At 61.7% G+C, this 25,450-nt stretch carries 25 protein-coding genes, 1 tRNA gene and 1 pseudogene; 9 read left to right on the top strand and 18 right to left on the bottom strand.

The window, feature by feature from the left end; genetic code table 11:
• Nucleotides 1-4 precede the first annotated feature (4 nt).
• The 15 genes and pseudogenes from FLM21_RS01955 to FLM21_RS01895 all read right to left on the bottom strand — a co-directional run bounded on the left by FLM21_RS01955 (nt 5) and on the right by FLM21_RS01895 (nt 13,476).
• Nucleotides 5-1,222: a class I SAM-dependent methyltransferase gene (locus FLM21_RS01955; RefSeq protein WP_148713952.1), complete on the bottom strand. Its 1,218-nt coding sequence runs from the start codon at nt 1,220-1,222 to the stop codon at nt 5-7.
• An 84-nt stretch (nt 1,223-1,306) separates the two neighbouring features.
• A complete protein-coding gene (rfbG, locus tag FLM21_RS01950; RefSeq protein WP_148713951.1) occupies nt 1,307-2,389 on the bottom strand; it encodes a CDP-glucose 4,6-dehydratase in 1,083 nt (360 codons plus the stop codon).
• Entirely contained in the window at nt 2,386-3,159 is a 774-nt protein-coding gene (gene rfbF / locus FLM21_RS01945) for a glucose-1-phosphate cytidylyltransferase (RefSeq protein WP_148713950.1), read from the bottom strand. Before rfbF ends, rfbG begins: the two co-directional genes overlap by 4 nt.
• Complete coding sequence (locus FLM21_RS01940; protein ID WP_148713949.1) at nt 3,156-4,388, bottom strand: lipopolysaccharide biosynthesis protein; 1,233 nt, start codon at nt 4,386-4,388, stop codon at nt 3,156-3,158. The genes rfbF and FLM21_RS01940 overlap by 4 nt, the downstream gene beginning before the upstream one ends.
• Before the next feature lie 94 nt (nt 4,389-4,482).
• Nucleotides 4,483-5,484 (bottom strand): DegT/DnrJ/EryC1/StrS family aminotransferase, encoded by a 1,002-nt coding sequence (locus tag FLM21_RS01935; protein WP_373281795.1) that lies wholly within the window; start codon nt 5,482-5,484, stop codon nt 4,483-4,485.
• Nucleotides 5,430-5,759, bottom strand: coding sequence for a hypothetical protein (locus tag FLM21_RS21635; protein ID WP_373281794.1), 330 nt, complete (start codon nt 5,757-5,759; stop codon nt 5,430-5,432). Before FLM21_RS21635 ends, FLM21_RS01935 begins: the two co-directional genes overlap by 55 nt.
• 16 nt (nt 5,760-5,775) lie before the next feature.
• Nucleotides 5,776-5,958, bottom strand: coding sequence for a Gfo/Idh/MocA family protein (locus FLM21_RS21630; RefSeq protein ID WP_373281827.1), 183 nt, complete (start codon nt 5,956-5,958; stop codon nt 5,776-5,778).
• Nucleotides 5,959-6,105: 147 nt separating this feature from the next.
• Nucleotides 6,106-6,428: pseudogene (locus FLM21_RS21625) on the bottom strand (Gfo/Idh/MocA family protein); the annotation flags it as partial.
• A gap of 66 nt (nt 6,429-6,494) precedes the next feature.
• The gene (locus tag FLM21_RS01925; protein WP_187360050.1) at nt 6,495-7,646 is read right to left on the bottom strand and encodes a glycosyltransferase; all 1,152 of its coding nucleotides are present in this window, start codon (nt 7,644-7,646) and stop codon (nt 6,495-6,497) included.
• 8 nt (nt 7,647-7,654) lie between these two features.
• Nucleotides 7,655-8,485 carry a class I SAM-dependent methyltransferase gene (locus FLM21_RS01920; protein ID WP_148713947.1) on the bottom strand — a complete coding sequence of 277 codons (831 nt, stop codon included), beginning with the start codon at nt 8,483-8,485 and terminating at the stop codon, nt 7,655-7,657.
• A gap of 4 nt (nt 8,486-8,489) precedes the next feature.
• Nucleotides 8,490-9,731: a glycosyltransferase gene (locus FLM21_RS01915; protein ID WP_148713946.1), complete on the bottom strand. Its 1,242-nt coding sequence runs from the start codon at nt 9,729-9,731 to the stop codon at nt 8,490-8,492.
• Nucleotides 9,724-10,605, bottom strand: a complete 882-nt coding sequence (locus FLM21_RS01910; protein ID WP_148713945.1) for a glycosyltransferase family 2 protein — start codon at nt 10,603-10,605, stop codon at nt 9,724-9,726. The genes FLM21_RS01915 and FLM21_RS01910 overlap by 8 nt, the downstream gene beginning before the upstream one ends.
• Nucleotides 10,602-12,500, bottom strand: coding sequence for a hypothetical protein (locus FLM21_RS01905; RefSeq protein ID WP_148713944.1), 1,899 nt, complete (start codon nt 12,498-12,500; stop codon nt 10,602-10,604). Before FLM21_RS01905 ends, FLM21_RS01910 begins: the two co-directional genes overlap by 4 nt.
• A gap of 81 nt (nt 12,501-12,581) precedes the next feature.
• Entirely contained in the window at nt 12,582-12,998 is a 417-nt protein-coding gene (locus FLM21_RS21470; RefSeq protein ID WP_281284961.1) for a pilin, read from the bottom strand.
• A gap of 82 nt (nt 12,999-13,080) precedes the next feature.
• Nucleotides 13,081-13,476: a pilin gene (locus FLM21_RS01895; RefSeq protein WP_187360049.1), complete on the bottom strand. Its 396-nt coding sequence runs from the start codon at nt 13,474-13,476 to the stop codon at nt 13,081-13,083.
• 97 nt (nt 13,477-13,573) lie between these two features.
• Here FLM21_RS01895 and FLM21_RS01890 point away from each other — a divergent pair.
• The 3 genes from FLM21_RS01890 (at nt 13,574) to FLM21_RS21050 (ending at nt 14,794) form a co-directional block, all read left to right on the top strand.
• Nucleotides 13,574-13,649, top strand: a tRNA-Thr gene (locus tag FLM21_RS01890).
• Nucleotides 13,650-13,931: 282 nt separating this feature from the next.
• Nucleotides 13,932-14,114: a pseudouridine synthase domain-containing protein gene (locus FLM21_RS21055; RefSeq protein WP_222846749.1), complete on the top strand. Its 183-nt coding sequence runs from the start codon at nt 13,932-13,934 to the stop codon at nt 14,112-14,114.
• 146 nt (nt 14,115-14,260) lie between these two features.
• On the top strand, nt 14,261-14,794 hold the full coding sequence (locus FLM21_RS21050) for a hypothetical protein (protein WP_222846748.1): 534 nt from the start codon (nt 14,261-14,263) through the stop codon (nt 14,792-14,794).
• Here FLM21_RS21050 and FLM21_RS01880 read toward each other — a convergent pair.
• On the bottom strand, nt 14,759-15,343 hold the full coding sequence (locus FLM21_RS01880; RefSeq protein ID WP_148713942.1) for a Maf family protein: 585 nt from the start codon (nt 15,341-15,343) through the stop codon (nt 14,759-14,761). The genes FLM21_RS21050 and FLM21_RS01880 overlap by 36 nt on opposite strands.
• Nucleotides 15,344-15,450: 107 nt before the next feature.
• Nucleotides 15,451-15,921 carry a 23S rRNA (pseudouridine(1915)-N(3))-methyltransferase RlmH gene (gene rlmH, locus FLM21_RS01875; RefSeq protein ID WP_148713941.1) on the bottom strand — a complete coding sequence of 157 codons (471 nt, stop codon included), beginning with the start codon at nt 15,919-15,921 and terminating at the stop codon, nt 15,451-15,453.
• A gap of 35 nt (nt 15,922-15,956) precedes the next feature.
• Between rlmH and FLM21_RS01870 the strand changes: the two genes are divergently transcribed.
• The 3 genes from FLM21_RS01870 to FLM21_RS21045 all read left to right on the top strand — a co-directional run bounded on the left by FLM21_RS01870 (nt 15,957) and on the right by FLM21_RS21045 (nt 21,174).
• Nucleotides 15,957-16,691 (top strand): pseudouridine synthase, encoded by a 735-nt coding sequence (locus FLM21_RS01870; protein WP_148713940.1) that lies wholly within the window; start codon nt 15,957-15,959, stop codon nt 16,689-16,691.
• Nucleotides 16,692-16,806: 115 nt separating this feature from the next.
• Nucleotides 16,807-18,825 carry a carbohydrate-binding protein gene (locus FLM21_RS01865; RefSeq protein WP_148713939.1) on the top strand — a complete coding sequence of 673 codons (2,019 nt, stop codon included), beginning with the start codon at nt 16,807-16,809 and terminating at the stop codon, nt 18,823-18,825.
• A 318-nt stretch (nt 18,826-19,143) separates the two neighbouring features.
• Complete coding sequence (locus tag FLM21_RS21045; protein WP_222846747.1) at nt 19,144-21,174, top strand: glycoside hydrolase family 19 protein; 2,031 nt, start codon at nt 19,144-19,146, stop codon at nt 21,172-21,174.
• A gap of 63 nt (nt 21,175-21,237) precedes the next feature.
• On the opposite strand, the gene FLM21_RS01855 is transcribed toward FLM21_RS21045, so the two are convergent.
• Nucleotides 21,238-22,110 carry a DMT family transporter gene (locus FLM21_RS01855; RefSeq protein ID WP_187360048.1) on the bottom strand — a complete coding sequence of 291 codons (873 nt, stop codon included), beginning with the start codon at nt 22,108-22,110 and terminating at the stop codon, nt 21,238-21,240.
• Between the two features lie 137 nt (nt 22,111-22,247).
• Between FLM21_RS01855 and FLM21_RS01850 the strand changes: the two genes are divergently transcribed.
• The 3 genes from FLM21_RS01850 (at nt 22,248) to FLM21_RS01840 (ending at nt 25,448) form a co-directional block, all read left to right on the top strand.
• A complete protein-coding gene (locus FLM21_RS01850; RefSeq protein ID WP_187360047.1) occupies nt 22,248-22,706 on the top strand; it encodes a hypothetical protein in 459 nt (152 codons plus the stop codon).
• On the top strand, nt 22,703-23,497 hold the full coding sequence (locus FLM21_RS01845; protein ID WP_148713936.1) for a DUF2145 domain-containing protein: 795 nt from the start codon (nt 22,703-22,705) through the stop codon (nt 23,495-23,497). The genes FLM21_RS01850 and FLM21_RS01845 overlap by 4 nt, the downstream gene beginning before the upstream one ends.
• Nucleotides 23,498-23,558: 61 nt before the next feature.
• Nucleotides 23,559-25,448, top strand: a complete 1,890-nt coding sequence (locus FLM21_RS01840) for a bifunctional diguanylate cyclase/phosphodiesterase (RefSeq protein WP_187360046.1) — start codon at nt 23,559-23,561, stop codon at nt 25,446-25,448.
• The last annotated feature ends 2 nt before the right edge of the window (nt 25,449-25,450 follow it).

Genomic DNA, 25,450 nt, shown 5'->3' with positions numbered 1-25,450 from the left:
CGCCTCAGAGCACATGGACGAGTCGCCCCGAATAGCCCTTTGCCCGGAGATACGCCTCAATTTCTGCAGGAATGTGCCAAGCCAGATTCAGAATGACCGGCAAACTGGCCAAGCGGGTGAACAGCTCCTCATCACTACGAATGGGAATACGGGTACCCGGCAGATAGTGGCCGATCTTGAGCGAGCCCGGCTTTTCGTAGACGCAATCAATTTCATTTTCAGAAAGCCCGAGCAGCTCCACCAGAATGGCCGCCCGGCCTGGAAAGGCCTTGGCCACCAGCTTGCCATGCCCACCGATCAGGGCCTCAAGTTCGGCACGTTTCTCATTTTTCCAGCGGGAGATAAACGCACTCATCGCGGCAAACTGCTCGGCAAAACCGGACTCTCTCTCCAGCACTTTTTCAATAAGCCACACATTTTCAACCGACGCAGCGCCAGGCTTACCGATCATCACTCGGATATTGCCGCCATAACGCTGGGGGAATTCAACGGCAATCACTTGCCTGCCTAGGGTCTGTGCGATATGCACAAAAGAGTTGAGGCTATAGGTGCGCGGATGCTCGTGATAGAACGTATCGAACTGGTTTCGGTCGAGCACCGCGCCCAGATAATGGTTTTCGACGACAAGAACAGTGTTTTCGCCCATCAAGCGGTCCAGCGCCACCAGCAAACCAGGCAGGTCTTCGATATGGGCGAACACATTGGTGAAGGTGATGATATCCACCTTCGGCTGGAAGCCGAGAATCCTGTCAGCGGTAGACAACGAGAAATAATCGTTGATGATCCAATGGCCGCGCCCTTCGGCATCAGCAGCGGCCCCGGTCGGCTCGACGCCAATCGTGATCGCACCCTTGGCAGCAAACCGGTCGAGCAGGCTGCCATCGTTGCAGCCGACATCCAGCACTACCCGGCCAGCTAGCGTGCCCAACCGCTGCTCGACCGAATCTGCCAGCGTCTGCATACCCGACAGCACATCGGCCGTAAAGCGCGATCGGTAGTGATACGTTTGCGGAAACAGCCGGGTCTTGGGCACCTGATAGCGCTGATGTGCAGTGGCACATTGCGCACAATACAGAATCTCGATGGGAGACCGCTCGCACTCGGCCGGGTTGCCAACGGGCACTAGGTCATCACACATGGGATGGTGGCCGAGATCCAGCACTGGGCTCAGGGTCTCCGCCCCGCAAACCTCGCATTTTTCAATCTGGTTGCACGTGTTCATGTCTGCCTTCAGCCTTGTACGAGCTCCGATCACCGTTAATTCAGCTTCCCTTTGACACCGGCCCTACCGGCAATCCGGTCCGGTTCAGGCCGGCCTTGGTCTACCCGCTTGGTAGGCAGCGATTTGCGCGTGGCTCAAAACCCGGGCGTCCTGCCCGCTGCGTATGCCGCGGGCCCAGTCCACCGTAAGCGACAGCGCCTGCCCGAGCGCCAACCATGGCGTCCAACCCAGGCAGGCGGCAGCCTTGGCAATATCTAGCTTCAGGATCATCGCTTCGTGGGGGTGCTCACCGGGGTCGAGGGTCCAACTCGCCCCCGCGCCCCAGTGCTGCGCCAGCTCGCGCACAATCCATTCGACGGGGCGGGCATCCTCGCTGCGGGGACCGAAGTTGAACGGCTCCCCAAACACAGCGCCATCCTGATGCAGCCGCTCGGCTAGAACAAGGTAGCCGCGCAGCGGCTCTAGCACGTGCTGCCAGGGCCGGACAGCCAGCGGCTGGCGGATTGTTACCGGTCGGCCTTCAGAAAACGCAGCAAGAATATCGGGAATCAGCCGGTCGGTCGACCAATCCCCGCCACCAATGACATTGCCGGCCCGGGCGCTGGCGATTGCCACGCCGTGCGCAGCGTACTGCGCCGGGTTGAAAAACGCGTTGCGATACGCGGCGGTGACCAGCTCTGCACAGCCTTTGCTGCTGCTGTAAGGGTCATACCCGCCCAACGGGTCATTTTCGCGATAGGGCCAGACCCACTCGCGGTTCTCGTAGCACTTATCCGTCGTGACGTTGACCACTGCACGTACCGTCAGGCAGTGGCGTGCGGCCTCCAACAGGTGCACAGTACCCATCACGTTGGTGGAGTAGGTTTCGACTGGGTCGGCATACGCGCGACGAACCAGCGGCTGGGCCGCCATGTGGATGACGACTTCAGGGGCAGCCTCCAGCATGGCGGCCGTCAGCGCGGCTAGGTCTCTCACATCGCCGAAGATCGAATGCATGCCTTCGGCCACCCTGGCGCAGACAAACAGCGAAGGCTCGGTCGCCGGCGGCAGCGCATAGCCGGTGACGACCGCACCGAGCTGCTGCAGCCAGAGGGAAAGCCAGCCCCCCTTGAACCCAGTGTGCCCCGTGAGGAAGACACGCCGCCCCTGCCAGAACGCCGGATTCATTTCCACACCTTCCACGGAGCCTGGCCGCTCTGCCAGAGCTCCTCCAGGTAAGTGCGGTCCCGCAGCGTGTCCATGGGCTGCCAGAACCCTTGGTGCGCATAAGCCGCGAGTTGCCCTTCCTCAGCCAGGATCTCCATGGGCGCGCGCTCCCAGATGCAGCTGTCGTCGCTGATGTAATCGAGCACGGCCGGGGAGAGCACGAAGAAACCGCCATTGATCATGCCGCCATCGCCTTTGGGTTTTTCCTTGAAGCTCAGCACCCTCGGGCCCTGCATGTCGAGCGCGCCAAAGCGGCCTGGCGGCCAGGTCGCCGTCAGCGTGGCCTTCACTCGCTGCGTCCGGTGAAAGGCGATGAGCGCCCCGATGTCGATATCCCCCACGCCGTCCCCGTAGGTGAAGCAAAACGCTTCCTCGTCCCGCAGATAGGGGTTCACCCGCTTGAGGCGTCCGCCGGTCATGGTGGTTTCGCCGGTATCCACCAGTGTTACCCGCCAGGGTTCAGCGCTGCGCTGATGAACCTGCATGCTGTTGTGGGTCATGTCAAAGGTGACATCGGACATGTGCAGGAAGTAATTGGCGAAATATTCTTTGATCACATAGCCCTTGTACCCGCAGCAGATGATGAAGTCGTTGATCCCGTGATGGGAATAGATCTTCATGATGTGCCACAGGATCGGCTTGCCACCGATTTCGATCATCGGCTTGGGCTTGAGGTGGGTTTCTTCTGAAATCCGCGTGCCGAGCCCCCCGGCCAGAATCACTGCCTTCATTGATCGCCCCCTTGTTTGCGCATGCCGGACTTTATTTTTTGCAAAACCAGCCATTGAAAAAAGACGATCTGGCCGATTTCGAGTACGGAATAAAGCAGCAGACCGAGGTAAATATCATCCAGGCGCCAACCCACATACAGCGAAAGTGGCCGGTAGATCAGCACCAGAATCGCCAAGTGCAGCACCTGCTTCTGCACGCCCAGCACGATCGCCGTGGTGGACGTCGGCGAATGGATCAGCGAGGCAAAAATCATCGGCGCCAGTACGGCAGCCATCTTTCCGGCCTCGGCCCAGGCATCCCCGAATACCAGCGAAAACAGGGCTTCGCCAAACAGAACCATCAAGAGCATCGGCAACACACCGGCGAGCGCCAAGGTTTTCCAGGCACTGAACAGCAACGAGCGGGCAGCCTTGGCATCGGGCCAGGCGGCGGCAAAACGCTGAAAAAAAACCTGGCCGACCGCCGCGCCGATCAACGCCGCCGGCAGGACCAGCACCCGCCAGGCGAGGCTGAACTGCCCGGCCTCGGTTGCCCCGTACCAGGTCGCGATCAATACGACCGGCAACTGCATCGTTACCACATCCAGCAAGGCTGTGGGCAGCATGTAACGCGGTGCGCTACGGTACTGCGCAGCTACAGTGCCGATTGCACGCAGATCAGCTACACCGGGCCGTGGCAGGACAGAGACGACCCATAGCAGGACCAGGGTAGCAGCGGCGATCTGCGCGAACATCAGCCCGTGGCCGATTGCACTCAAGCCGAGCAGGATCGCCCCCCCGCAGAACAGCAGACTCTGACAGACGCGCAACCGCGCGATCAGCCGGTAGGCCTGACGGCGGTTCAACCAGGCAATGGTGACCGCACTGGCTGCAATCAGGACGCCGGTCAGACAGGCCCAAGGCAACCAGGTGTGCAGGGCACCAAGCCCCAGCGCCTGTTGCCAAGCAGCTGGCAATACCCAACCGGCAAGGCTGACCACGACGCCAAGGCTGCCAGCGAGCAGCAGACTGAGGCACGCCAGCTCTCTGGCTGCCGTCTCGTCCTTGGCCGCGACGATGTGAACTTCGTAACGCAGGGTGACTAGGGTGGCTACGACCGCCACCACCGCCATGAACATTGCCAGCAGCCCGAATTCGGCCGGCGCGTACAGCCGCGACAGCACCGGCATTGCCGAAACGCTGATAGCTTGGGCCACTGCGGTGCCCAGTGTGAGGACCGCCACACTCATGGCAGCGGTGTTCCGGCGCAGGCGGGCAAGCCACTCGCCCAAGCGCCTGCCCCCCCCCTGCAACCAGCCGACCACGCCCAGCCCGGGCGTGTGCCTAAGTCGCCACACCGTGGATAGCCTTGGCAATTCTGGCGACCTCGTCCTGCTGCAGATAAGGATGCATGGGCAGGCTCACGACCTCGTGGGCGACACTTTCGCTGACGGCGGCGGTGATCGCGGGGTCGGCAACGGCGGGTTGCCGGTGGAGGGGCAAAGGGTAATGCACAGCGGTGGGGATACCTTGCTCCTGCAGGGCCCTCTGGATCTTTTCCCGACAGGCGCTCTGCACCGTGTACTGCGCCCAGGCGCTCTGGTTTTCCGGCAACACCACCGGCAGCTTCAGCATCGTGTCCGGGCCACCCGCAGCAAACAGCCAATGCTGATAGGCTGCGTTCACCTGCTGCCGAGCCACGATTTCATTGTCCAGGACGGCCAGCTTAGGCAACAGGATGGCGGCTTGCAGGGTATCCAGCCGGCTGTTGACCCCCACCCGAACGTGGTGATAATGCCGCTCTTGGCCGTGGCGAGCAATCTGCCGCATGGCCTTGGCCAGCCCTTCATCGTTCGTGAAAATCGCCCCGCCATCGCCATCGCCATCGCCATCGCAGCCCAAGGGCATACTCGGGAAAAAGCTGGTGCAGGCAATCGTCGTCAAGTTGCCGCTTTTCCGGCCCTTGTAGGTGGCGCTAAAGCTCTGCGCGGCGTCCTTTACTACGGGAATACCGTGCCGGGCCGCGATCGCGTTGATGGCATCGTAATCGGCACACTGCCCATACAGGCTGACGGGGATGATGGCTTTGGTTCGCGGAGTGATGGCGGCCTCCAGCAAGGCGGGATCGAGATTGAATGTCAGTGGATCGATATCGACATACACCGGCCGCGCTCCAAGCAGTGCCGTGGCCTCGGCGGTGGCGATGAATGAAAAGGCCGGCCTGATGACTTCGTCGCCCGGGCCGATTTCCAAGGCCATCTGCGCGATCTGCAGTGCATCGGTACCATTTGCTACGGTGATGCAATGACGTGCCCCGACATATTCGGGCAGTTTTTCTTCGAGCACCGCGACTTCCGGCCCGAGGATGAACTGTCCATGCTCGACACCCGCTGGATTGCTGCATCGATATCGGCCTTGAGCTGCCGGTATTGAGATTTGAGATCAATGAATTCCATACGGCTCATGAGGGCACGCGCCAGAGCGTTGACAGCCACCCCACCGACCCGAACCGTCCCGCGTTCGCTCAGGAGGGTGATCGAGCCTTCCAGATTTTGGGGGTAGGTCAGCATCGACACAGACACCGAACCTAGCGCGCCCGAACGCCAGCGCAGATTGAGCACCGCACTGTCCTCCACTTCAATATTCCGCGCCAGCGTGGCTGGTGTAGGCGTGCACGCTCTCCACCGGGCTAATAATCCAGTCCAATAGATCGATATAGTGGCTGACCTGATTCATCAGCGCACCGCCGTCCAGCTCCCAAGTGCCGCGCCATCTGGCTTGGTCGTAGTAGCTTTGCGGCCGGGTCCAGAACACATTCATATGAACCTGATAAATCCGCCCGAAGCGGCCGGCTTCCACCGAGCGCTTTAGCAATTGCAGCGTGGCATTGCGCCGGTTTTGCTTGACGACAAACAGCCGCACCCCCGCTTGGTCGCAGGCCTCGACCATGGCGATGCCGTCCGCCCAGTGGGTGGCCATCGGCTTTTCAGTGATCACATGCCGGCCAGACTGGGCGATCTGGATGGTCTGCCGAGGATGGATGCCAGAGGGCGTCGCCATCACCACGGCATCGACGGGTGCCTCGGCCAGCAGCGAATAAAGGCTGGCATAGGGCTTGCCCCCATACGCTGGGCGGCGGCTTCCAATGCGGCGGGGGCGGTGTCACAGACAGCCGTCAGCTCAGCCCGGTCTGCATGACGGACTAGCGCGTCGAAATAATTGCCCGAAATCCGGCCAAAGCCTACCACGGCCAAGCGGATGCGGCGATCGTTGATGGGTTTGAACTGCATGACTTACCTCAAATTGCGCTGTGGAAGTGTCATACCAAAGATAAGCAGCTGTCGTATAGCGGATATTCATTGATACTTACATTTCCGAGACGAGATCAATCCGTTCATTATTTCAAGCAGACATTCTGCTTGTCGTGATCTGTCATAGGTTCTCATATCAAATTGATTTTTTGAATGGCGAGTCAAATTCCTTTCAAACCATGCCTCCGCCAAAAACAAGGCATCAACGTCAAAGGGGGGCTCAAACGCAGCTACATTTTCGACGCCTTCAAACTCAGACTTGATTGCAGAGTTTTTCGGCACAAAACAAGCAATAGGCTTGCGCAGGGCCATATACTCATAGAATTTTGTGCCAACACCATTTGGGGTGCCAGTGGTGAGCAAGCATAAATCTGCACCTGCCACATGCGCCAGAGCCTGACGCCTTGGCATTTGAGGCAATATCAAGGAGTTTTTGGCAACGCCATATTCCTCGATTGTTTTTGCCACGCTAGATGCTTCTTGTCCAAGATACAAGAAACGCCAATCCGGCCGGTTGCGCAGAAACTTGGCAATCAGATCTGCAAAATCTGGCATGTAAACCAAAAAACTGCCAGATACAACCAAAGTCTTCTCGGCAAATGCGCGCACTGGCTCGATCCCGGCCATGTCTTCGGGATCAAAACCGTTGTGCACCAGCGCAAACTTCGCCGAAGACTCGGGGAAGGCGGCGCGATATTCCTCGAGCAGCACCCGAGTGCAGAACACAACCAGATGCGCGCTGCGGATCGATATGCGCTCGACTTGCCGCGCTAGCCAAGCCCGCAGCGGCCGTGCCCTGCCCCGGCCATAGGCAAAACCGGGATTCATGCTCCACGAATCCCGGAAATCCAGCACAAAAGGCAGCCGCCATCCAAACAGCGCGGCCAAGATAAATGGGTAAAACGGCGCGCCCGACACATACACCAGATCATGCTCGCGACCATGTCGTAGCAGGTGCCAGCAGGCACCCAAAAAAAAGACCAGCTTGTTGAGCAGCCGTCCCGAACCCAGCTGCGGTGCATGCATGTGACGAACCGGCAAGCCGTCGTCCTGGCCGGTGATGACGGCCTCACCATACAACACCGGGTTCGCTGAATAAACGCTGACGTCGGAACCCGCCGCTGCCCAATACTTGGCGAACTTGGTGCTGCGCACCCCTGCCACGTGGCTGTAGGGCGCGAAGTAGTAGGCAATCATCAACAGCCTCATTGGCGCCCCCCGGCAGGGAACGAGCACTCGGTCGGTGCGGCCAAGCTACAGAGCATGGTTGCTGTGCTGGCCGGCATCGGAGCCGGCTGCACGGCAAGCGGGCGGCGGGCGCGCAGATGGTAGGCCCCCGGCATCAGACCCTGTACCGGCCAAACGCGGCTGAGGCACCAGGCCTGCAGGTTGACCAGCACGATGCCAGCCAACAGCAAAGGCAGGCCCAGCAGCCGCCAACCTGGTCGGGAGAGCGCCTCGACCGCCGCCTGACCCAGCGTCAGTGCCTGCGTCACCCCGGCTGCTGCGTGCGCATCACTGGCTTCGGCCAGTTCGAGCACCTCGAAGCCGGCCTGCGCCAGCCGCCGCCGTAGGGCGTGCTCGGTCCAGCGTTGATAATCGTGGGGTTGATCATGTAGCGGGTAGCAGAACGGCACCGTGATCAGTACGGAGCCACCGGGCCGCAGCACCCGACCAGCTTCACGCAGTGCAGCCTCTGGCTCGGCAAGATGCTCAAGCACATCAAGTAGCAGCACGGTGTCGAAAACACCGTCGGCTAAAGGCAAGGAGGCCGCATCAGCAAAAACGCCTGGCTGGGTGCGATAGAGCGCCGTGGCGGTGGAAGGGTAATCCAACCCAAGATACTCGGTGATCCCGGGAAGCTGACTGCGCATGGACTGATCAGCGCAGCCGACATCCAGCACGCGCCCTTGCGCGCGGGCCTGCACCCAGGCGAGCCGCGCCTTCCCTTGGCGGGAAAGCAACCATTGGGGATGCAGAGGTAGACGCCGCAGTGGCGCCAGCCAGCTGCGTAGCCGCTGACGCAGTTGGTGCATGTGTTCAATCACGATCTGCCTCTAGCCGTCCTTGTTGTCTTTGGGCACCCAACAGCCAGTATTTGTAGTCATTTGCCACTCGGGTCCAGTCAAAGCGGCTGGCCGTTTGCACGGCCGCCTGTTGCAGCCGCACCTGGCAGCTCAGCTGCAAGGCCAGGGCCTGCTGCAACGCAAAAGCAAGCGCCGTCGCATCGCCTGCGGCGAACGTCAACCCATTCTCTCCGGGGCAAATCACATCGCGTAACGCAGGTAAGTCGCTCGCCAGTACCAGTGCGCCGCATGCCATGGCCTCCACTGCCACCAACCCCAACCCTTCCTGATCACCGTCGCTAGCCACCCGTGAGGGCATGACCACAAGCGCAGCACGGCGATAAAAATCCACCAGCTCCGCGTTAGGGCGGCGACCATGCCAACGCAGCTGACCACTCACTCCTAGCTGATTCGCCAGAGACTGCAGCACCGGGCGCTCGGGGCCATCCCCCACAATGACCAGTCCGGGGCGCAGCCCATGGTGCTGCTGCAGCAGAGCCAGTGCATGCAGCAGCGTATCCAGCCCCTTCTTCTCTGCCAAGCGGCCGACAAACAGCAAACCCTCGCGCGTCAAATCGGCTACCGGCGGGGTAAAACGGCTGGTAGTGTCCACGCCCATCGAACACACCCAAGGCAGCTCCGCGAGAGCAAAGCGCTGTTGGGCATGCTCAGCCATGGCGGTACTCACCACCGCGAGCGCTGAACTGCGCCGCAGCACCCATGCCAGCAGGGTATCCCACAGACGGCCACGTAAACCAAACAGATCGCCGCCGTGCGAGGTGAGTTTGAGCAGTGGGCGGGAAGCCGCTGGCAACGTGGCCAGCGCCAGCGCTGCACACAGCCCCTGCGGAAACAGCCAGTGCGCATGCACCAGCGGGGCCGGCCAGCGCCGCAGTAAACCAGCCAATACGAACAGTTGCGCCAAAAGCATCATCGGCAGCAACAGGAGCAGCCAGGGCGCCCGGCGGATCGCTGGCAACATACCGCCACCGTAGGCCAACCTCTGCCAGCGGCGGGGTGCATACCGATAGCGGCACACTCGCAACCTGCCCATACGGGTAACACCGCCCGGCAGTCCAGGCGGGGCAGGGACCAGCACGAGCACGTCAAACCACTGCGCCAGTCGCTGGCATAGCTCATATACAAATGGTGGTTCAGAATCCCCAGGAGCAATTGGGAACGTAGAACTGCACACCAGCAGTCTTGGCTTATTCATGCTTAGTTTCCTGATGTTGCTCCGCGCTGCGAAGGTACATCAGACTGGTGATTTGCTCAGCGACAAGACCGAACAGAAAAATCAGTACTGAGTTGGAAAACAGCAATCCAGACATATTGGTGAATCGGCCCACCGTGGTGTAGGTGTAGCCATAGTATCCCAGTCCAGTCAGAAAGAATGCCAGCGCAATTGGCGCAAACAATTTTAGCGGCGAAAATAGCGTACCAATCTTGAAAATGATCAGCAAAAAGCGCAACCCGTCCCGCCATATCTTCACATGACTTTTGCCGAGCCGTGGCGGTGCTACGATGGGCAGATAGCCCACGGAGTAACCCGCCCGGAAGAAACACATGGTAATGGTTGTGGGATATGAAAAACCGTTGGGTAGCAAGGGCAAAAATTCGCAAAACAGCCTGGCCCGCACCGCGCGCATGCCGGAGGTGAGGTCGTGAATACGATGCCCGGCAACCCAGCTGGCAAAACGGTTGTAAAAGACATTGGCCAAGCCGCGATGCAGACTAGCTTGCGAGGCCATGCCCCGGGCGCCAACCACCATATCCAATTGTTTATCGGCAAGCTCTGCAAGCAACCGAGCTACGTCAGCAGGTTGGTGCTGCCCATCAGCATCCATGAATACCAGCAGGTCGCCCGTGGCGACACGAGCACCGCTTTTAATCGCAGCGCCATTTCCCTTGGAGTAAGGATGGCGCACGAGCCGGTCGACATACTGCGACACAATTTCGATGGTATTGTCGGTTGAGCCGTCATCGACCACGATCAACTCGGCATCGGGAAAACGTTGCCGAAGTTCGGGAAGTACTTTGGCCAAGCCTAACGATTCGTTTTTTGCTGGCAGGATGATGGATTTTTTCATTTCTCATCACCGATTCTTTTCTGCAGATTGTTGATGGCGTTTTGATCGATACTCGGCGTAGTGCTACCGCGGAGTGACTTAACCGCGGCCCTTAATGTTTCCCGTGCAAGGGGTCTCATTGCTGGATCTTTGCTATCGAGAAGCATCGTGGTGGCGGCAATCATGTAGATAGGTTCAGGGCTTACATCAAAGGCGCGCCTCAATAATGCCACGGCTTGTCTCGTATCTCCTAATTTGTCTGCTATGTGCGCCTGAGCCATCAAAAGCTCGGTATGACGGCTGTATACAGGATTTTCGTGGGCTGATGCGAGTAAGTCCAAGACCGTTGTGAGGGGAAGAGCGCACCGCTCGGCATAAGCATCTTGCGATATTTGCAACAAGTTGTTAACAACAGGAACAGCAAACGGGCTCTTGCGTAGAAGGGGCTTAATTTCCTCAACACTTAGAAGTTTTACCCTGGGATTGATACACGCGATATTGAAAATGAGTAAGGCAGCCGGCAGCGTTCTGGATTGGTTAAAGTACTGATGGGCGAAGTCCGAGGCGATATCTGCGCGATCCGAAAGCACCAAATAAACAGCCGTCATTTCCTTCATTCGCACAGATTGGGGATGGTTTTTGTTCCAGGTTGAAATTAGGTCAAAATCATTTGACCAGCGTTGCGCTTCCAGGGCTAATATAAAGAGCCACGAGAAAGCTATCGCGATGCCCCCCAGCGCAATAGGTTGCTTCAGCGACGGAAATTTGCATAAAATTGAATCGAGCATTGCAACAATTAAAACACTCAGACCTACGGAAGGCAGGTAATTTCGATGCTCAAAAAAGAGCTCTAGATTGAGCGAGGTAGATTCCAAGCTGTGCGCAGCGAAAAACCAAAGCACAGCAAGAAAAAAGATGGTATTTTTCTTGCGAAAGATGAACGCAGATATCGCAACAATGGAAATTGCAAATGCGCATATTGCTGTAGATGCGGGCGAAATTAGGGAGGTGGATTTGATGTAGTCGTCATGAATCAGGCTATATTGGCCGGGGGCGGGCAATAACCAGAGCTTGACATATTCTGAAACAACTCTAAATTGGGTGAGCAGTCGTTCAACGGGGGTGAAATCGCGCCCGTTGTATTGATTTAAAAGCGCCTGACTCAGATATAAAATTATCGCACAAAGAAAAGCGAACAAGGCAAAGCGCAGCCATCTTACATATTGCGAATTTTTATTGTTTGAGTAGCATGCCAGCTCGATCGCCAAAAACAGTAGAGGAGTTGTTGCGCCGTTCTCTTTGCTAAGTACGGCGAGTGTTAGGCTAGGAAGCACCCAGGCAAATGTAATTAAAGCAGCCTTTCGGATTTTATTTTCAAGAAGTGAATTTCGCATGCAAACGTAGCCAATACAGGCCAGTATTGCGAACAACGTTGCCAGTATCGTCATTCTCTGAACAACGTACAGCACCGTTGAAATATGGGCTGGGTTGGCCAGCCATAACACGGCCACTACGAAAGCGGCTTGGTTTTGATCAATTATTTTGAGATGGCCTTTACTAAAAACCACCTTGAAAAGGCTATAAATTAGTAATCCAGTAGCAATATGGAGCGCAATGTTGACGGCCTTAAACGCCCCTGGATCGTTAGGCCAACTCGAGGCTTGTGCATAGAAGCTTATAAGGCTGACCGGGCGCCCAGTAGGACCAGCGCGCCCATGCTTGGCGAGAAGCTCCGAAAGGATGTTCCAGTCCCAGGCAGGGGAGGAAGGCAGCCATTGCAAGTTTGCATAATCATCCAACAAAAATGTTCCCGGCAGACCTTGCCAATAAATGACGCCGACAAGGGCGCCAATTAGCAGGAGTAGAGGCAGCTGTCGCTGCCGGAGGTACGCTTTGAGAATCGGTCGCTGGTTCATCTTCAGGTTGCAAAGTGTTGCATGTGCGATAAGGCGATAAAAAAAGCCGGGCCATGCCCGGCTTGAAAGCGCCTCGCTTTCTTAGGAGCAGGTCTTCGGATGGATACCGGCAGGGACCGAACCCTTCGAGCACGTCCACTGACCAGTCTGCGTGTTAAACGAGAATGACATGGTTTTGCTCGCAATCTTGCCGTTTACACCGGACGACTTGAAATCTGCTACATACCGGCCGGAGTTGGCCGCCGTGGTAATGTTGTTGACATATTTGCCAGTCTTGATCGCACCGGTGGGAATCGCCAGGCTGCCATTGTCTGCATATTGCTCGGCAATCGGGGTTTTCAGACCACCCAACAGATTAACAGCTTCAGTAACTTGGCTGCGGGCGGTGTAATCCTGATAGGCAGGGATTGCGACGGCTGCCAAAATGCCAATGATAGCGACCACAATCATCAGTTCGATCAGTGTAAAGCCGCGCTGAGCTTGCTTCATTGCGTGCATAGGAGTGCTCCTTGATAAAGAGGGTTAACCACAGCGACAACATGTCACCTGCGTGGTGAAACAAGCATGAAGTATGCCATGCCTAGTTGCAGGCTGTCGGCACGAGCCCGACGGGCAGATCAACGTTCATGCACTGCCATGTCAACGAGGTAGTGTTGAATACTACTTTTAGTTTTCGACCTTGCAACATTCCTGCAGTGTTCGTTTTGAAAGTAGCGACATACTCGTTCGGCTGTGCTGTGTTGTCGATCGTGTCGACGAACTGGCCGCTGGTTAGCGCGCCCGAAGGAATCGACAGGTCCCCAGACTCGCCATAGCTTGTCAAAATGCGCGACTTTAGTCCGTCGAACAACTGCACGGCTTCTGTTGCCTGAGCCCTTGCCGTGTAGCTCTGGTATGCGGGGATCGCAAGCGCCGCCAGAATTCCGATGATGGCAACGACAATCATCAGTTCTATCAAAGTAAAACCTCGTTGCATGGCCGCTCTCCAAAAAAGGACTGATTGTCGGTGAGCATAGACCATGCCACCCGCAGCACTGGCGGAGCTTTCGAGGTTGTGGCAAAATTTTGCCCTCGCCGTTGTAGCTCAGTCGGTAGAGCAACTGATTCGTAATCAGTAGGTCGTGTGTTCGATTCACATCAACGGCACCAGCATCACAGCGAAGCCCGCCCTTGGCGGGCTTTTGCTTGGCCCACGCCCGGCTGCTCCGACCAGTGCTGATGACGATTGGTTGTGAGGACGCCTGCGGCAACGTGCCGCTCAAGGAGCTTTCCGTGCCAAAGTGACGTTTTACGTCACATCGCTTACAAGAATCGGCTGGTTTCAATCAATTGCTTTCGGCTCCACGCCAACAAGACTCGACCGATACTCTATTCCAGCCCTTCGTCACCCGCCAGCGGGCCAAGCTGGCATAAGCGCTTTCCAAGCTTCGCATGTGTTCGCGCACCCAAGCCGAGGAGCTGGTTCGCTGCGGGCCGGGGCGTGATCCGCTCGCTTGGGTCGATCTGGGACGGGACCGTTTCACCCTCGATGGCCAGCCACTGACGGCGCAGCGCGCGGTCTACCTGATGCTGAACAAGCCGCGCGGCATGGTGACCACGGCGCAGGACGAGTAGGGGCGGGATACGGGCTACCGCTGCCTGGAAGGCGCGGGGTTGCCATGGCTGAGGGCCGGTGGGCCAGCTGGATAAGGCGAGCGAAGGCTTGCTGCTGTTCAGCAACGATACCGTGTGGGCAGCGCGGCTCACCGATCCGGCCAGCCATGGGCCAAGACTACCTCGATCGACTGGCCAATGCGGAGCTGTTGGAGCGGCTGCGCGCCGGAGTCAAGGTGGATAGCGAACAACTGACCGCCAAGTCAGTCCAGCTGCTGGGTCAGGGCGACAAGCACGCCTGGCTGAAGATCGTGCCCGAGGAGGGCGCAACCGCCATATCCGCCGGCTGCTGGCCACCTACCAAGTGGAGACCTTGCGACTGGTGCGCGGTTGCCATCGGCACGCTGCAGCTGGGCGAGCTGGCCAAGGGGCAGTGGCACCTGCTGAGGGCCAATGAAGTGGTAACGCTGGGTCGCACGACGCTAAAACATCAACCACGCTCAAGCGCATCAAGCAGTCTGTTGGCGGCCCAACAGCCTGACCCCGGATTACGCCGGTTCACTGTATATACATACCGAATATACCGCATCTTGGCGGCGCGCTGCCCTCAGCGCTCGCCCTGGCACCGCAAAGGCCGGCAGTGGCCCGACCCGTTGCTGACCGGTTTACGCCAGCCAGCCCAGCCCGTGCCTTGCCAGTAGCGCCGCTGTCTCGTGCAGCGGCAGGCCGACAACGCCGGTAAAGCTTCCCTCCAGCCGTGTCACAAAAAGGCCGCCACGCCCTTGGATGCCGTAGGCGCCAGCCTTGTCCATCGGCTCGCCGCTGGCGACGTAGTCGGCGATCTGGGAATCAGTCAGCGCGGCGAACTGCACCCGGCTTTCCGACAGCACCGTTTCCACTTCATTGCCAACGGCCAGCCCCAGTGCGGTCAGTACCAAGTGGGTGCTGCCGGATAGCGCGCGCAGCATCCGAGCTGCGTCTTCCGCGTCTTCGGGCTTGCCGAGGATGCGGCCTCCGAGCACCACGGTGGTGTCAGCCGCCAGCACCGGACGCATCGGCAGGCCTTGTTTATACATTGCTACCCGGCCGGCGCCCGCCTTGGCGCGCGCGAGGCGCAGCACATAGTTGCGCGGGCCTTCGTCTGGCAGCGGGGTTTCGTCTACTTCGCTGGTGATGCGCTCGAAGGTGACGCCCACTTGCGCGAGCAATTCGCGGCGACGGGGGCTGGTGGAGGCGAGGTAGAGATCCATGGTTAGCTCATGGAGGAAAACAACGAATGGTAGTGCGTCGGCCACAGTGGGAAAAGCCAGCGCTGCGCATCGGCAATCCAGACGGCTTCAGCCATGAAGGCAGCCGATCATTCGCGGTGGTAGGGATGATTATGCAGGATGGAATAGGCCCGGTAGAGCTGCTCGGCCAGCAGCACCCGCACCATGCCGTGGGGCAGCGTCATCGCGGAGAGCTGCAGCAGCTGGTCGGCGCGCTGTTTCACGCTGGGGTCGAGCCCGTCGGTACCGCCGATGATGAAGACCGTATCACGGCCGTCGGCGTGCCAGGTCTTCATCGCCTCAGTGAGCTTCATCGTGGTCCAGTTGGCGCCACGCTCGTCGAGCGCGATCACGCGCGCACCTTGCGGCACCGCGGCGAGGATGCGTTCGGCTTCCTCCATCATCACCTGTTGCGGCGTCTTGCTACCGGCGCGCTTGTCCGGCTTGAGCTCGATCAGGCTTAGCGCGAACTCGCGCGGCAACCGCTTCTGGTATTCGGCAAAGCCGTCGGCGATCCAGTCCGGCATCTTGTGACCGACAGCGATGATGATAAGCTTCACGACCCCTTCCCGAACGCGCGCTGCGCAGCCAAAGCATGGACTCTAGCACGCAGCCGCCAGCCGACGTATCCACTCCGCTCCGCCTCGCCGCTCCTGCCGCCGCGCGCGTCGCCGTGCTGTTCGAGCACGACGATTTCCTGGTCTGCCATAAGCCCGCCGGCCTGAGCTTCCATCGCGAAGGAGACGAGCCGGGCTTCATGGATGAGCTGCGCGCACTCTCGCGCGGCGAGCTGAATCCGGTGCACCGGCTCGACCGCATCACCTCGGGCCTGGTGCTGGTGGCGCGCGGCGCGCAGCCGGCACGCCAGTTCGGCACGCTGTTCGAAACAAGGCAGATTGCCAAGTATTACGTGGCGCTATCCGATCACAGGCCGGCCAAGAAGCAAGGCACCATCGCCGGTGGCATGGCGCCGGGCCGCGGTGGCAACTGGCGATTGACGCGTGATGCTGAGCAACATGCGATCACCCAGTTCTTCAGCTACGGGCTCGGGAACGGCGTGCGGCTGTATCTGCTGCGCCCGCTGACCGGCCGCACCCACCAGTTGCGCGTAGCACTGAAGAGCATCGGCGCGCCCATCCTGGGCGATACGCGCTATGGCGGTACCGACGCGGATCGCGGTTACCTGCATGCTTGGCAGTTGGCCTTTTACTGGCACGGCGAGCAGTGCCGCTTCGTGCTCGACCCGCAGCATGGCACCGGATTCGGTGCAGCCATGCCAATGCTGGAACAGATTGATCCCGGCTCCTTGCCGTGGCCACGGCGCTGCTAGCCATCCAAAGCTGACATTCGGTCCTTGTATCCGCTTTGGCCGTCTGCAAGCATGACTTCGGCATGTTCAGTGCATCCGCACGCATGCACATCACAACAACGAGGATGGAAGAGTCATGAAAACCCCAGGCTTGCACAAGCTCGCTGGGGCGTGCGCGCTGTTGTTCGGCACGCTCGGCCCGGTCGTTCTGCCCGCCTCCCTGGCCCATGCCTACGTGGCATGGCAGGAAGGCACCACCTATGCCGCCGGCAGCAAGGTCACCTTCAATACCCGCGATTACGAGGCGCTGGTCAGCCATACCGCCTACGTCGGCGCCAACTGGAACCCGGCCGCCACGCCCACGCTGTGGCGCGATCTCGGGCCCACGACTGGCACGCCCAGCCCCACACCGAGCCCGGTGCCCACGGGCTGCACCACCCAGTACACGCTATGGTCGGCCAGCAGCGGCTATGGTGCCGGTGCCTGTGTCTATGTCGTGCTCAACGCCAATACCAGCTGCCCGAGCCAGTCCAACTACCGTGCACTGCAAACCGTTCCGGCTGGCACGGCACTGGGCAACAGCAGCTACTGGAAGCCTGAGCCCAGCCCGGCGGTCTGCCTGCCGGTCACGCCGCGGCCCACACCGTTCAATCCCACACCGACACCAACCCCGACGCCCGCCCAGCCGGTCACGCCGGTTACCGCGGCCCCGGAATGGTCGGCAACCCAGGTGTATACCGGCGGGCTGCGCGTCTGCTACCGCGGCATCCTGTACGAAGCCAGGTGGTGGGTACACGGCGATATCCCGGACCCGAACAACGACTGGGGCCCATGGCGCAAGATCGGCGTTTGCCCAAGCGGCCCGAGGCCATCTCCAATCGCGGCGACGCCAACCCCGACGCCGGTCGTCACGCCCACTTTGTACTTGCCGCTGCCCACACCATTGCCAACGCCACTGCCGCCGATCTCCGCCGCGCCAATCGATTGGGCATTCAACTCAATGGGCATGACGGTGGCCGACATCGCCTTCACCCTCAAGGAAGTCGACACCGCCTTCGTGCCGACCTACTGGGCACTGCAAGGCCCGGGCAACCGGCTGTACCCGCTCAGCGATCCCGTGGTACAGCGTGCCGGACAAGCGGGCGCTTACTACTATGGCGGCATCGCCGTAGCGAGCGAGTTGCAGAATTCGGCCCCCGGCGGCTACCGCGTGCTGGTCTGCCGCGACAGCCAGCCCGATGCGCCGTGCTATGCCAGCGATGAGCGCGGCTTTGTCGGCAAGCCCGTCCCGACACCCACGCCCCCCGACTACACCCCGCCACCAACGCCGGTGCCGCCGCAAACGCTACCTGCCGGCCCGACACGTTCAATAGGCTGGACGCTGACCTCCAGTACCAGCAGCCCAGGCTGGGGCTCGGTCCAGTGGAGCGCGGATGCACAGTTGTTGGGCCTGGCGCCGTCCAGCTGGCATCTGGAACGCATGGAAACGGGAAGCGCCGCCTATTCCAGCTACCAGCTCTGGGTTCAGGACGACATCCTCAACAATCGCAGCAGCTACGGTGGTGCCGCTACGGTCTATATGCCATCGGGCATCTACCGGCTGAAGGTCTGCAATGCCGGCTACGCGCAATGCGTGGCGAGCGAGAGCCAGTTGGGCTTCTTCGGCGTAACGCCCACCCCGGCGCGAGTGACCGTGCAGCCAACCCCGGCACGCACCATCACCATGCCATGCCCGCAGAATCCGCAACTTGGCACGTGGACCGCCGGGCAGCAATACGCGGCAGGTACGGTTGTGTATGCCCGCAGCGGCAGCTTCCAGATGGTCGCTGGCAACGGCGCCACGTCGTATCTGGTCGGCCTGTTCGGCGTAAAACAAGCCCACCTCAGTAGCGCGGAAAACGAACCGTATCGGAACGCCAATGGCACCGTCTCGTACGACCCGGCGCTCTGGGAAGTGGTCGGCGGCATGCTGCCGCCGTGCGCGCCACCTTCTCCAACGCCGCCCACACCCACGCAGTTCATTCCCACCCAGACGCCCACCCGGCTCCCAGTAGTTAGCAATGCGCAGCCGCACGCCACGCGCACGGCCAGCGTGTCGGGTGCGGCCTACCGGTATCAACCGGCACGTCCGCCGATGGCGCCCAGCCGGGGATAACAGCAACTCCAGCGGCAGGCAGTATCGCCGTCACTCGAGCGGCGCCCCCACGGGCGCCGTTTTTCATTGGCCCCATCAGCACTCGCCGATCGTCAACGACAAACGGATTGCACCGCCCCGGTTGCCGGAGTTGTGAAAGATCGGTGCCGCGATTTTGCTTGCATTGGTGCGTGCGATGCAGCCAGCACACCCTCTTGGGGCCACTGCCATTTTGTAGTGACAGTTTTTTTCTTACAGGCCTGCGTTATGATGAGCCCGCAAGCGGCATATCCCGCACGGGTGCCGCGCATCAAAAACCATAAGAGAAGGATTGGAGCGATGAACACCCTGCGCATGCGCAAGCTTGCCGGGGCGTGCCTGATTGCATTCGGCACGCTCGGCCCGGTTGTACTGCCCGCCTCGCTGGCCCACGCCTATGCGGCCTGGCAAGAAGGCACCACCTACACCGCCGGCACCAAGGTGACCTACAACGGCGTCGATTACGAAGCCCAGGTCACCCATACCGCCTACGTCGGCGCCAACTGGAACCCGGCCGCCACGCCGACGCTGTGGAAATCGCTCGGTACCAGCACGGGTACGCCGACCGCAACCCCGGTTCCGGCCACGCCTACCCCGGTCGCTGCGACACCCACGCCCCGCCCCGCCACGCCGACTCCGGTTGCTGCAACGCCCACGCCGGTGGCCGCGACACCGACCCCGGTCAGCGCGAGCTGCTATCCGAACTGGGTTTCCGGCACCGTGTACACCGGCGGCCAGCGCGTGACCTACAACGGTCGCAATTACGAAGCCCAGTGGTGGACCAACAACGACAACCCGGCGCAATCGGGTGCCTGGGGCGTCTGGAAGGATCTCGGCAGCTGCGGCGGCACCTCGGCCACGCCGACGCCGGTCGTCGCTACTCCGACGCCGAAGCCAACCGCCACGCCGACCCCTGTTGTCGCCACGCCCACCCCCACTCCGGTGACGGCGACCCCGACACCCAAGCCCACGGCTACCCCGACCCCGGTCGTCGCCACCCCGACGCCGACACCGGCTGTGCCGACCCCGACACCTGGTCCGGTTGCCAGCTACAAGCCGCAAGTGACCTTCATCGCCGCGCCGGCCGGTTATCCGAGCGACGCCCAGTTCACCGCTGCCGAGAACGCGCTTGCCGCCCAGGCCGGCACCGATGCCGGCGCCATCGCCCGTATCCGCGCCGCGCTGCGCGTGCTGCCCGATGCCGACGTCAATGCCGTCGTCCCGGGCCGCGCTGCCAACCCGGACAACGTGAAGCGCGTCGAGCGCGTGTTGGGCGAAGCCAAGTTCGACAGCTTCTTCCCGGTGCGCAACGTCGCCTACACCTACGTCAACTTCCTGCGTGGCGTGGCCAAGTTCCCGGCCTATTGCGACAACTACAGCGACGGCCGCGACGCCGACGCCATCTGCCGCAAGCTGCTGGCCACCTCGTTCGCCCACTTTACCCAGGAAACCGGTGCCAACTGGCCGGCGCTGACTCCGGCCACCGCCCGCACCTACCCGGCGCAGAACAACGCCGTGCTGGCGACGATGGACCAGAACACCGCCATCCCGACCTACAAGCAGGCGCTGTGGTACCTGCGTGAGAACGGCTACAACGAAGGCTCGGCCGTCGGCGCCTACCAGGATTGCTTCCGCGGTGCCGGCAGCTCGATCTTCTCTATCTTCTATCCGTGCGCACAAAACGCCTCGGGCCAGAACATCGACTACTTCGGCCGTGGCTCCAAGCAGCTGTCGTGGAACTACAACTACGGCCCGTTCAGCAAGTCGCTGTACGGTGATGCCAACGTGCTGCTGGACAACCCGGGCCGCGTAGCGGACACCTGGCTGAACTTCGCCTCGGCCATCTGGTTTGCGGTCTATCCGCAATCGCCCAAGCCGCCGATGACCTGGGTGGTCGACGGCACCTGGGTGCCGAACGCGGTCGACGTGGCCAACAACATGAGCCCGGGCTTCGGCGCTACCGTGCACATCATCAACGGTGGCATCGAGTGCGGCGGCGGTACCGAGAAGCAACAGGTACTGAACCGCATCGCGGCCTACCGCGAGTTCGCCCGCGAGATGGGCGTGACCATCCCGGCCAACGAGCAGCTCGGTTGCGCATCGATGAAGGGCTTCCAGCCTGGTTCGGCTGCCGCCACCAAGGCCTATCTGGACAAGAACTGGGGCTACAACGCCAACAACCCGGGCGGCGTATCGTGGGCCTGCCAGCTGGTCGATTACCAGATGCCGTTCAGCCTTGCCAACACCGGCGACTACAAGCAGTGCGTCGACTACATGTTCCGCGGCCAGGTGAAATTCAACGGCCAGATCGTGATCGACAATACCAAGTAAGCGGAGCCTGGCTCCAACTCGACGGCGCCCCACGGGGCGCCGTTTTTATTCGGGGCGACGCATTCAACGGCGCAGCAGCTGGTTGCGCTGGTGCAGCACCAGCCCGGCCAGGATCAGCCCGGTACCCGCCAGCACTCGCGCGGAGACGGCTTCGGCGTTGAGCGCATGGCCCAGCCACAGCGCGGCGGCCGGCGACACCAGCGACAGCACCGCCACCTGGCCTGGGCGGCATTCGCGGATCAGCCAGTAATACACGCCGAAGCCCAACACCGAGCCGATCAGCGACAGATAGCCAATGGCGGCGAGCGCGCGGGCATCGACTGGACCGCTTGCCAGCGGTGCCCCATGGGCCAGCCAGGCGATGCCGGTCACCACCGCGCACACCGTCAGCGCGCCGGCATTCACTGCGAAGGGATCGAGCGCGGCCGCCTCGGCCTTCAGCCTGACCGCGACTGCCGATTGCAGCGCCACGGCCAGCAGCAACGCGGCAAGGCCGGGTATTCCACTGGCGTCGAAATGCAGGTGTTCGGAGAACAGCGTGGCGAGCCCCGCCACACCGAGTGCGATACCGACGAGCTCATGGCGGTCCAACCGTTCAGCCAGCCACCAGCGAGCGAACAGCGCGGTGGCAAGCGGGATCAGCCCGAACACCACGGCGACGATGCCGGAGGCGATGTATTGCGAGGCCCAGTAGCTGCACAGCATCGACGCGCTGGTGCCCAGCCCGCTGAACAGCCACACCCGGCCCAGCCGCCGCGACATGCGCCACGGACGCCGCGCCAGGCCAAGCAGCGCGAAGCCTGCCAGGGCGGCTACGGCGAAGCGCGACAGCAGCGCCAGCGGATAGGGTACGCCGGCAACGCTCCAGTTGATGGCAAGCGCCGTGGTCGACCAGACAAGCACCAGGAAGAAAGCGGCGAGCGCATGTAACGGCATGTGACGAACTTGGCAGGCGGTACGTAAAAAATGCCGGCGGCAATTCGAGCCCGGCGGCAGTGCGCCAGTATAGCCGCAGCCGGTTGACGCCAAGCGGATGTCGCCAAGCCGACCGGCCCGCATTGGGGGAACAGGGAATGCGCCATCTATTTGCCATCGTCTGCCTGGCCAGCGCCACAGCCTATGCTCACGGGCCCGATCCGTCCGGCCATGGCTCGCCATCGGACAAACTCTCGGTTGGCACCATGTCCATCGTGCTGGCGCCGTCGCTTGCCAGCGAAGCCGGCGATCCGGTCAGCGGCACCGTATCGTTCGCCGCGATGGGTTCGGCCTTTGTCGTCACCGGCATCGTCGACGCCGGCGTCGATACCGTCACGCTGCTGCTGCAGCCGGTAAAGGCCAGCGGCAAGGCATCGGTCACCGTCGCCCGCAGCGTGTTCGAGCAATCGGGCATCGTCATTGGCAAAACCGTGCAGGCAGTCAGCGAGACCAGCGGCACGTTGCTGGTGGCGTCGGGCAAGGTGCTGGCCTTCATCCCGAACGCGCTCGGCGAGGCGCTGCTGTATGAAGCCCGCATTGCCGGAGCAGCGCAATGAAGGCCGCCTGCGGCGGATTGCTGCTGGCCGCAGCCGGTACCGCCATAGCCGGGCAGAGCTGCGAGACCGCGCCGATGACACTGGCCGAAGCCCGTACCGGGCTGGCGCTCGCCGAAGCGGTACAGGCACGGCTCGATGCCAGCGGCAGCGATGTGGCGGTCGTCGCCCGTGTCGGCCAGGATTTGTCGAAATACGGGTTGTTCTACTCGCACGCCGGCGTGGTCTGGCGCAGCGCACCCGGCGCACCGTGGCGGGTGGTGCACTTGCTGAATGACTGCGGCACCGCACATTCGGACCTGTGGGCGCAGGGCCTCGGCAACTTCTTTCTCAACGGCATCCACGCGCCGCAGGCTGCAGTGCTGATCCCGCCGGCAGCCACCGCGGCGGCGCTCAAGGCCCGGCTGCAGGACCCATTGGCGTTGCGCGCACTGCATCAGCCGGCCTACAGCGTGGTGGCCTACCCGTATTCGCTGCGCTACCAGAACTCCAACCAGTGGCTGCTGGAAACGGTGGCCACCGTGCAATCGCGCGAGCTCCGGCTCGACAACCGCGAGGCAGCGCAGAGCTGGTTGAAGCTGGCCGGCTATCAGCCGACCGAGCTCAAGCTGCGCACGCTCACCCGGCTGGGCGGGCGGGTGTTCAAGGCCAATGTGGCGTTCGACGATCACCCGAACGAGCTGCGGTTCTCCGACCGCATCCGCACGGTGACCGTCGAATCGCTGGAGCGGTTCTGGACGCAGCCGGCGCAGGGTTGGCGCGAGACCACGGTGCGGGTGGACGAGGCGGGTTGATCCGGTTGGGCAGGGCTTGCAGCGTCTGCTTATGATGAATGCTGTTGCCCGGAGACCCGCCTTGCCTGCCGCCCCCAAGCCTGCCGACGAAGACCGCCGCCTTGCCATCCTGCAGCAGCTGGAACTGCTGGACAGCCCGCCGGAGGAAGCCTTCGACCGCATCACCCGGCTGGCTGCGCGCATGCTGCAGGTGCCGATCGCGCTGGTGACGCTGATCGACGAGGACCGGCAGTGGTTCAAGTCCTGCCAGGGCCTGGCGGAGCGGCAGACCCCACGGCAGGTCTCGTTCTGCGGCCATGCCATCCTCGGGCGCGAGCTGATGGAGATCCCGGACGCCACCCAGGACTCGCTGTTCCGCGACAACCCGGTGGTGACCGGCCCGCCGTATGTGCGCTTCTATGCTGGTTACCCGCTCAAATCCTTGGAAGGCGTGCGCCTCGGTACGCTGTGCGTGATCGACCGGGTACCGCGCCGACTCTCCGCGACCGAGCGCGACACGCTGGCCGATCTCGCCGGTCTGGTCGAGGAGGAGCTGCATGCGCGCGAGGTCGGCTGCGTGGCCCGGGCGACGCAGAACGCGCTGGAGGCTGAGCGCGCCCGGCGCGAGGCGCAATTTCGCGCCACCTTCGAGCAGGCCGCCGTCGGCATCGCGCACGTCACGCCCGGCGCGCACTGGCTGCGTGCCAACCAGCGGCTGTGCGAGCTGCTGGGCTACAGCGCCGAAGTGCTGCAGGAGATGGACTTCAGCAACTTCCTTGGCGACGACGATCTTGCCCGTGTGCGCGCCGCGGCCGACCGGATGCAGGCTGGCGTGCAATCGGGCTTCCAGCTCGACCTGCAGTTTCATCTCGCAGGGCAGCGGCGCCACTGGTTCCATGTCACGGTTTCGATGGCCAGCCCCAAGTACGAGGAGCCTTACTTCATCGTGGTGGTCGAGGACATCCAGGCGCGCAAGGAGGCACAGGAAAACCTAGCCCGGCTCAATGTCGAGCTCGAAGCCCGGGTGGCCGAGCGCACCGCCGTGCTGAACCAGACCAACGCCGCGCTGCAGGGCGCACTGAACGAGGTGAAGCACACCCGCAACCAGCTGCGCTCGCTGACCGACAACATCCCCGGCCTGATCGCGCATGTGGGCCCGGACATGGTCTATCGCTTCAACAACGCCACCTATGGCGACTGGTTCGGCGTGCGCTACCTGCATCTGGCCGGGCGCCACATGCGCGAGATCTGGGGCGAGCGCGAACACCTCGACCCCTATGTGGACCGGGTGCTCGCCGGCCAGCGCGTCCAGTTCGAGACGCTACGCGACGGCCGCCATGTCGAGATCAGCCTGGTGCCGGTGCCGGAGATCGCCGGCGACGGCTACTACGTGCTCGGCTACGACATCACCGCGCAGAAGACTGCGCAGGCCACGATGGAGCGGATGGCACAGGAGGATACGCTGACCGGCCTGCCCAACCGTCGCGCCATCATGAAGCGCGTCACCGAAGCCATTGCCCGCCAGCAACGCCACGGCAAGCCCTTGGTGCTGATGTTCCTCGACCTCGATGGCTTCAAGGGCGTGAACGACCGCCATGGCCACGACGCCGGCGACGAGGTGCTGCGCGAATTCGCCCGGCGCCTCACCGCCAGCGTGCGTGCCACCGATACCGTGGCACGCCTGGGCGGCGACGAATTCACCATCCTGCTGGAAGACGTGACCAGCGCCCGCCACGATGCGGTGCTGGTCGCGGACAAGGTGGCCAATGCGATGCAGCAGCCGATCGTGCTCGAAGGGGGCGAGTCGGTGCGGCTGACCACCAGCATCGGCATTGCGTTGCACCTGCCGGGCGAGCCCACCAAGGTCGATGAACTGCTGGATCGGGCCGATGCGGCGATGTACGTGGCCAAGCGCGCCGGCAAGAATCGCTACGTGATCACCGACCAGCACGGCACCGGCGAACAGCACTGAGC

Source organism: Chitinolyticbacter meiyuanensis, from assembly GCF_008033135.1.
Classification (GTDB): Bacteria; Pseudomonadota; Gammaproteobacteria; order Burkholderiales; family Chitinibacteraceae; genus Chitinolyticbacter; species Chitinolyticbacter meiyuanensis.
Note: the sequence above shows the minus strand (reverse complement) of the source record. Positions and strands in the feature narration are given on the sequence as shown.